At 37.6% G+C, this 7,099-nt stretch carries 7 protein-coding genes; 6 read left to right on the top strand and 1 reads right to left on the bottom strand.

Annotation, left to right across the window (positions count from 1 at the left end; genetic code table 11):
• Window positions 1–370: 370 nt before the first annotated feature.
• Window positions 371–1,984: a DUF3373 family protein gene (locus WBM70_RS08485; protein WP_424558074.1), complete on the top strand. Its 1,614-nt coding sequence runs from the start codon at window positions 371–373 to the stop codon at window positions 1,982–1,984.
• Window positions 1,985–2,148: 164 nt separating this feature from the next.
• Window positions 2,149–3,111, top strand: coding sequence for a DUF302 domain-containing protein (locus WBM70_RS08480; RefSeq protein WP_424558073.1), 963 nt, complete (start codon window positions 2,149–2,151; stop codon window positions 3,109–3,111).
• A gap of 49 nt (window positions 3,112–3,160) precedes the next feature.
• On the opposite strand, the gene WBM70_RS08475 is transcribed toward WBM70_RS08480, so the two are convergent.
• Window positions 3,161–3,598, bottom strand: a complete 438-nt coding sequence (locus WBM70_RS08475) for an MOSC domain-containing protein (protein WP_424558072.1) — start codon at window positions 3,596–3,598, stop codon at window positions 3,161–3,163.
• A gap of 147 nt (window positions 3,599–3,745) precedes the next feature.
• On the opposite strand from WBM70_RS08475, the gene WBM70_RS08470 reads away from it, so the two are divergent.
• From WBM70_RS08470 to WBM70_RS08455, 4 genes are all read left to right on the top strand, one after another.
• Window positions 3,746–4,183: a hypothetical protein gene (locus WBM70_RS08470; protein ID WP_424558071.1), complete on the top strand. Its 438-nt coding sequence runs from the start codon at window positions 3,746–3,748 to the stop codon at window positions 4,181–4,183.
• Window positions 4,180–4,647, top strand: a complete 468-nt coding sequence (locus tag WBM70_RS08465) for a thiosulfate oxidation carrier protein SoxY (RefSeq protein ID WP_424558070.1) — start codon at window positions 4,180–4,182, stop codon at window positions 4,645–4,647. Before WBM70_RS08470 ends, WBM70_RS08465 begins: the two co-directional genes overlap by 4 nt.
• A gap of 261 nt (window positions 4,648–4,908) precedes the next feature.
• Complete coding sequence (soxC, locus tag WBM70_RS08460) at window positions 4,909–6,255, top strand: sulfite dehydrogenase (protein ID WP_424558069.1); 1,347 nt, start codon at window positions 4,909–4,911, stop codon at window positions 6,253–6,255.
• The coding region (locus tag WBM70_RS08455; protein WP_424558068.1) for a c-type cytochrome at window positions 6,236–7,099 on the top strand (864 nt) is incomplete at its 3' end. The genes soxC and WBM70_RS08455, both read left to right, overlap by 20 nt.

Genomic DNA, 7,099 nt, shown 5'->3' with positions numbered 1-7,099 from the left:
TTCATTCATTAACCTTTCTCTGTTATCTACTATAATTTTAATTTCTTTACGTACATAATCTATCTATTTTACGCATCAAAACACACTTTAAAGAGCTTATTAATGGTTTATTTACGCTCTATTAACTTGTATCGTTTATAATGTTAGTAGAAAAGGTATTTATACTGAGTAATTGTTTTACTCCTTGTCCAAAAATTGTAAACTTCCTTGTTTTTACTCGGTTTTACCTTTTGTTTTTATAACATTTATAACCTCATATTAATTAACTTCAAAATATTTACAAATTTTACTTTTTTAAGTCTAAAATCAGTCTACATGGTCTAAACTTATCTTTACATGTTTTGGACAAACATAAATTAAAGGAGTAAACATGAAGAAAATCATAACAGCGTCAGTTGTTGCGGCACTTGCATTAACAAGTGTTCAAGCACAATCTACATCGCAAAGATTAGCAGATATAGAAGCAGAACTTGCGAAAGTACAGAAAAAGCTTAAAAAGCAAAACAAAAAGATCAATGAAGTTAAAGCACATGATTCAGGAGATAACCTCAAGTGGGGTGCTGACATGAGAACAGCCTATGATAACATCAGCTATGATATGGCTAATGGTGATACAAGAGAGAATAATTCACTTTATAGCATGCGACTTTGGTTAAATATGGCGTATGCACCAGATGAAAACAATGTATTTAAAGGGCAACTTTCAATGAATAAAGCCTTTGGTGCAGATTTTGCATCACCGACAAATAGAACATTTTCTCTAGGTGGTCAATTTGACTGGACAAGTAACGAAGCACTTACTGACAATTCATTAAAAGTAAGACAAGCTTACTGGTTATACCTTGGTGAAGAAGCATTTGGTGCAGATATGCCTTGGACATTCTCTATAGGTAGAAGACCTTCAACAGGTGGGTTCTTAGCAAGTCTAAGCCAAGATGATGCACCTAACTCACCACTAGGTCACATGATCAATGTTGAATATGATGGACTAAGTTCTAAATTAGACCTTTCAAAAGTAACTGGTATTCCAGGTATGTCTGTTAAATTATGTATGGGTAAAGGTTCTACAAATGCTCAGCCATTGTTTGAGACACCAACTCCATATGCTGATGGTGACTTTAGTGGTGTAGATGAAGTAACACTCGCTGGAGTTATCATAGAACCATACAATGATGGTCAAATCATTACAAAAGCGATGCTTTACAGAGCTTGGGATGTTCCTGGTCAAAATGCACCAACACCAGACTTCAGTAGTACTGTTGATCCAATGAACCCATCAGTAGCGTTGGCTGTAGATAATCAATTCTATAATTTTGGTAACATGGATGGTGCAGTGTTCTCTGTTATGGTAGACGGATTGACTGAAGATGGTTACTGGGCTGATGCAAAAGTATTTGGTTCATTTGGCTGGAGTGAGTCAGACCCGGATGGCGGTAGCATGTTAGGTTCGCCTGACAGTGAATCAGGTACTTCTTACTGGTTTGGAGCATATCTTCCTGTAACTGATGGTGAGAATAACTACGGTACTGTTGGACTTGAATACAACCACGGTTCTGAGTACTGGAGACCATTTACCTATGCTGAAGATACTATGATCGGTTCTAAATTGGCTGCACGTGGTGATGCATGGGAAGCTAACTATACTTACCAAATCAATGATGCACTTAGTATGCAACTTAGATATGTAAGTATAGACTATGAATATACAGGAAGTAACGGATTCTTCGGTAACTATTCTGGTGGCACAAATAAAATCTCTGACATGAAAAATGGTGCAGCGATGTTTGAACAGCTAGGTGGTTCAGTTGATGAAAATGGAGTTGCTCAAAACCTTGGTGTAGTAACAGGTGCTCTCATGGCTCAAGGATTGCCTATGGATCAGGCTCAGGCAGCAGCAGGAGAAATGGCTGGTGCAGCAATCTTCCTTCCAAATGTTGTTGAAGCAGCAGAAGACTTTAGATTCTACATCAGATATAGATTCTAAGAACATTTAACAAAGGGATTTCCCTTTGTTAACCCCCGCTATTTACACTTCTTTACATACTTAATCCACTTTTTTTCTTTATCTTTCTTTATATACATTTAAATTAAATGAAGTTCAGTTATAATAATCTTTATATATAAAAAACACACAGTAAAAGGAATACTATGAAACACTTCACAAAAGGTTTGTTGATCACACTACTTGTCACAATGGGACTTGTAACAGGTGTTGTTGCAGACACTACAAAAAAAGCTACACACAATGTAACTATACTCACTGCAGACAATGCTGATGGCAAGATCACAACAGAGACAATCTCCGCGGTATTTGAAAAAGCAGGTTTTTTCATCAACGATAACAGAAATATGTTGCCACCATTTATCAAAAACTTTAAAACAGTAGATTATGATGTTTATAATCTGTTTACAACGTTTAAAAAAGATGTGGTAGTAAGATTGGGTAAAAAGTATCCAAATATTGGTCTTTTCTCTCCTATGAGTATGTCGATCTGGACAAAAAAAGGTAGTAAAACGATCTCTATCTCTTCACTGAGTGCTGCAGCAATGGCAGAGATCATGGGTGTCCCTGCAGATGATGCAGAGTTGGTTGCTTATGGTAAGCTTGTGCAAGATACACTTAGAGCTGCCCTTCCAAATGCAAAAGTAGAAAAAGTAGCATATGAGATGTTACAGCCAGAAGGACCTCTGGTATCAACGGCACAATTAGCAATGGATCCTGATGGAGATTGGGAAGAGATCAAAGAAGAGTTCCAAGAGAACTTTGAGCAGGAACTCATTCCAGCCATGTTTATCAATGCCGGATTTAATGACCTTAACTATGACTTTGAAGAGAATGGTAATGAAGCATATAACTTTTATGATGTTTATTCGATCTGTTATCTAGAAGTGATCTATAAAGTTTCCAAAACACATCCTGAAGCAGGAGCATTTGCCCCATGTTCAATGTATATGTATCAGAAAAAAGGAACAAATACTATGGAGATCGGTTTCCCTTCAGTCTATAACTGGATAGCATCAATAGCTATTGAAGATAAAGAATCTCATGATGTTCTAATCATGGCACAAAAGAAAATGGAAGCAATACTCAAAAAACTTACAGCTAAATAAGTAAGTATCTTATCATGGGGATTTTATTCCCATGATAGAAATATATCTTTTACGTTAAGAGAACGACTTCATCCTCTTTTTTAATTACCCCACCTTTAATGACTTTGGCAAAAATACCTCTATCATCTTTCAGTAGAGTAGGCAGTGTTTCATCTATTTTGGAAAGATGGTCACACATAGTACAGTTTTGACTTATCTGCAAAACCACTTCTCCCATACGTAATTGGTCACCAGCATTTAGATGATAGGGATCGTAGTCTATTAAAATATTTTCTCCCAAAGAACCAAAAGGAAGTTGAATGTTATGTTTGTTCGCGAGTGTATAGCTTGCGAGTGAAGTAATCAGCACAGAACGCTGGATGTTCGTATCATAATACTTGTCTTCTATGATTCCTTTTGGATCTAAGTCGAATGCATCTTTTTCAATTCTCACGGAGGACCCCTGTACTGATATAAACAGGTCAAGCACTTTACCTACATTTGTCACTATAGTTCTCCTCTACATTTTTATGAAATTGTACCATAAAGAATTTATAGAGGAAAGTTGCCTTAGCTCATGGCTCTATTAAGTATGTCAGAAAACTCAAAGCTCTTTTATATTATCTTTGAATTTAGATTATGTATAGGAGTTTTTGTGAATATAGATGGCGAAGAATTGATAGAGCAATTTTATAGTAGGGTTGAAGAAAATATGGATAATGGTATGCCGTATAGAGATGCCATTGAGATGTCAGCCGTGACATTAGGAGGTCCTATACCGGCTAAAGTATCTCAGGCGATGGCAAAATATCAAGAGGTCATACATCCTCAGTCCCAACTCTCACAAGAAGAAAACAATGATGCTTTAGCTCTGTTAAGCATGGGAGTCCTTTGGGATAATACCTATTTTACTCCAATAGAACCAGATCCTTCTACTCCACTGGAAAATACACTTGCTGAATCGATCTATTTAATTATGAAGTATGGAAGAGAAGAAGATGGATTGAATAAAGCGCTGGAAGCCAATGCAAGTAATGAGGGCGATGTGGATGTACGCGCCAAAGCGATACGCAGAGTATTGGGAAAAGCATGAAAAGACGTCATTTTCTAGCACTTGGCTTTTGCGTGTTTCCCTATGTGACACAGGCATTTGCGGTTGATTACAGAGAGTATAAACCGGAGGCATGGAAGGCCTCTTCCATTAATGAAGCCGCTATGGCAATTTATGGAAAAGAAAAGTTCGCAACCATTCAGAAAAGTGGACAAATAGAGCTTATCGTTCCCAAAGGGATAGTCAAAGACAGAGAAGAGATCCCGATTATGATCCGTTCTAATATGAAAGCAAAAACTGTTGCCATTTTCCAAGATGCTAATCCCAAAAGTTTGGTAGCAGTGTTTCATGTGGGAGAAGAGGGTGTCATAGAGTATGCGTTTAATATGAGGATGGCATTTAAAGGTACAGTTTTTGCCGTTCTTGAAGGCATGGATGAGAAGTTGTATTATACAAGAGCATATGTTGATATTTTGACATTAAGTTGTATGGCTTCTGGTGAGTAATTGTTCAGATTGACAGGGGGATACTTTGTTCAATCTCGGGTAAAATTCTATACCCAGGTAAATATTATTTATGATAATTATAGCCTTTATTTATGTTTTTGGGGAATATTTGAAACAATAAGAAGATAATTGTCAATATAATGAAGGCTAGTTAATCATTTTCCTTATTACTTTTATTTTATTTCTATATAATCTATGGCATATGACGTAAGTTAAGGTAACTATCCTTAGTCATTTTAAAATATTAATCAAGGAGGACAAATGAATAAGATAACCAAAGAAGAACTTGAAGTCGTTTCTGAAGTGTCAGAGCAAGTATCAAGAAGAAACTTTTTTAAGAAAACAGCAACTTATTCTATGGGCGCATTAGCAGCAGCTAGTGTTGTCGCACCTGTCACAATAGACGCGAGCGAGATTAAAGCGAACGCTGAGGATGATCCACATATTATGGAGCATAAACCATGGGCAATTGCATGGGGTGATGATGTAAATGTTAACCTATATGGTCAGCCTTCACCTTATGAACATGCAGTAACAAGAAGAACAACACCAATTCTTTCTTCAGGTAACTACAGAGCATCAATTGCAGTAACACCTATTCAGGATCTAAGTGGTATTCTTACACCAAATGGACTTTTCTTTAACAGAAACCATGGTGGGACACCAACGATTAATCCAAATGAGCATAGACTTATGATTCACGGTCTTGTTGAGAAGCCGATCGTTTTAACGATGGATCAACTTAAAAGATATCCAAATGTAAGTAGAGTTCACTTCCTAGAGTGTCCAGCAAATGGTGGACCTGAGTGGAGAGGACCTCAATTCAACTCTATCCAATTTGCAAAAGGATTTATGTCTTGTGCTGAGTGGACTGGTGTTTACATCAAAGATATCCTTAAAGATCTTGGACTTAAACCAGAAGCACGTTGGATGCTTGCAGAAGGTAATGACAGTTCACATATGGGTAGAACGATCCCAGTAGACAAAGTACTTGATGATGCAATGATCGTTTGGGGACAAAATGGTGAAGCATTGCGTCCAGAACAAGGTTATCCGATAAGAATCGTTGTTCCAGGTTGGGAAGCGAACTTATGTGTAAAATGGTTATGTAGACTTGAATTTGCATCTGAGCCATTCTATGCAAAAGAAGAGACATCTAAGTATACGGCATTGAAGCACACAGGTAAAGCGATACAGCACTTCTATGTAAATGAAGTGAACTCTGTTATTACTTCACCATGTCCTGAAAAGCCATGGGATGAGCTAGTAAAAGGTGACATGGTAGAGATAGAAGGACTTGCTTGGTCTGGACATGGAACAGTTACAACAGTAGATGTATCGTTTGACGGCGGTAAAAACTGGGTTGAAGCATCTCTTAAAGGTTTAGTACTTGAAAAATCATGGACTAGATTCTCACTGATGCATGAATATACAGGTAAGCCAATGCTCCTTAGTTCACGTGCAGCAGATGATGCAGGACATATCCAACCATCAGTTAAAAATGAAAGAGCTGCTGTAGGAATCGAAGGTGTTTACCATAGAAATGGTATTCATACATGGGAAATAGATGCGAAAGGAGAGGTTACAAATGTACAAATCTTATCATAAAAAAATTGTTGCAAGTACTTTACTTGCATCGGTAGTATTTTTGGGAACTGCTTGTAATGCATCGAATGGTACAAAAGATACAGCGGAATCAAAAAGTAATGCACCGGCAGTAACAACTATGCCAATGAGTACAGAAGGTTTCACTAAAAGAGAGATCGATGCAGTAGGCCCATTACATCAACAGTTATCAGATACTGTTAAGAACACATATGAGAATGGTAAATTGGTCATTGATGGTGGGGTGATTTACCCTGTCGTTAACGGTAAAACAGGTGCATACCATGTAAATGAAGAAGCACATAAAACACCATTCAACAAAGGTAAAACAGCAACTGCAAATGAGCAGGCTGCTTGGGATATCGATGTTATGCCAGACGGTACAGGTCTTCCTGAAGGTTCAGGTTCTGTAGAAGATGGTGATGAGGTCTATGAAACAAAATGTCTATCTTGTCACGGTGACTTTGGTGCAGGTGCTGGACTTTACCCGAGACTCACAGCTGGTAATGCATATAAGATGCAGAAGACACTTATGAATCAAAGAACTGATCCGGATTCTGACGGTCCTCAGCGTGTATTTGGTTCGAACTGGCCATATGCAAGTACATTGTGGTGGTACATTAAAACTGGTATGCCTCACCAAGCACCATTGTCATTGACTGATGATGAAGTGTATGCAGTGTCTGCATATATCCTTAATATCAATGAAATGAAGATTGATGGTGAACTAGTAGATGATGAATATGTTCTTGACAGAGAAAAGTTCTTAAAGATCGTAATGCCGAATGTTGATGGTTTTGAACCAGATATCAATGGACCAAAAGGTCCGGACAATGCACGTGCATAC

It is taken from the genome of Sulfurovum sp. (assembly GCF_049668085.1).
Taxonomy (GTDB): domain Bacteria; phylum Campylobacterota; class Campylobacteria; order Campylobacterales; family Sulfurovaceae; genus Sulfurovum.
The sequence above is the reverse complement of the archived record's forward strand: the minus strand, read 5'-3'. Positions and strand labels throughout refer to the sequence as shown.